Source organism: Geothrix campi, from assembly GCF_024609265.1.
Taxonomy (GTDB): Bacteria; Acidobacteriota; Holophagae; order Holophagales; family Holophagaceae; genus Geothrix; species Geothrix campi.
On record NZ_JANHMP010000011.1, the window covers coordinates 1 to 1281 of the forward strand.

General features: G+C 54.3%; 1 protein-coding gene. It reads left to right on the forward strand.

The features are described from left to right. Positions 1–1068: 1068 nt before the first annotated feature. Positions 1069–1281 (forward strand): hypothetical protein (locus tag NOV65_RS15345; protein ID WP_257307601.1); only part of this gene is annotated, 213 nt, incomplete at its 3' end.

Here is a 1281-nt window from a genome sequence, read left to right on the forward strand (position 1 = left end):
ATGGCGAATGCCAATGGCAGTTCACGCTAGCGGTATTCATTCGTAGCCGGCAAATCCCCGAATGGTTTCAAGAAGTCGGCCTTCCAAGGCCGCAAGGGTTCTAAAATCAGGGGCCACCTAACCCTCCACTCAACTCGGACCCCGCCTGCATTGCCTTTCGCTCTCTCTCATCCACTCGCTTCCTCGGCTCCGCTCAGCGCCTCGGTGCAGGCGGGGCCGGTTAGCTTCTTTCGTTAGGCGTGTTCATGATCCGTGCGGCTTGCATATCGATCTTGCTACTGGCTTCGGCCAGAGAAGCTGAAGGCCAGGTTATTCAATATCCCAAATCGGAATGTGCAGGTTTTGAACTTGGCCCACCACCTCCTCCACCTCCCCCCGGTGCGACTGAAAGTGACTACCCGGATTTAAGAGATGCTCACAAATGGTGCAGGGTGAATTGGTGCAGCCTCATCAACATCCTTGTGTCCAATAGTCCTGCGCTCAGAGAGGAGCGGAAAGGCTGGTCCAATTTCACGCTCCTACGAACTGAAGCCTTTTTTGGTGATGCATTCCAGGTAGCCATCTGGGAGTTCCCCGATGGTCGAATCGAGGTGAGAATCTGGGAACTGCCACCCTGGAATGCCACCACTGGCCTGCTTTACCGATTTCGGCATGAACACCCTGATTCATTGCCACCAGATGTAGCAAAGGCTATCCCAGTCAAAATCACCTCAAGCAGCCTCACTCAATCATCCAAGCAGGCCCTCAAAGTGATTCAACGCCACCTTCAGAGCAGTGTCCGACAAGGTATGCCAGCCATGGACGATCGGAGTTACTGGGTCGCAACGGAGTCTCCAGGGCAACCGCCGAGGGAAATCCGGTTCTTTGCTGCACCAAATCACCGGCTTTCAGGCAGGATCTACAAGTTTATTCGGAGCATTATTCCCAACATGCCTAACCCTCCGCTCAAGTCGGACCCCGCCTGCACTGCCTTCCGCTCTCTCTCAACATTCCGCTATCTCGGCTCCGCTCATCATCTCGGTGCAGGCGTGGCCGCTTAGCTTCATTCGTTAGGCGTCACCAGTGGCCATGAAACGCCTCGTCCTTTGTGCGTCACTCATCACCTTTGGGTGCAGCTCTCCTGATACAACAATGGAGTCTCGCTCAATGCCCGGTACGAACTGGGGAACGGTTGTCGTTTGGAACGGGGAATTCAAACTCATCTCCAAAATCAATGCGCCTGACGATCTGATTGCGCTCTCAGAGATCTGGAATACACGGAAGAAGGCATCTCCTCAATAC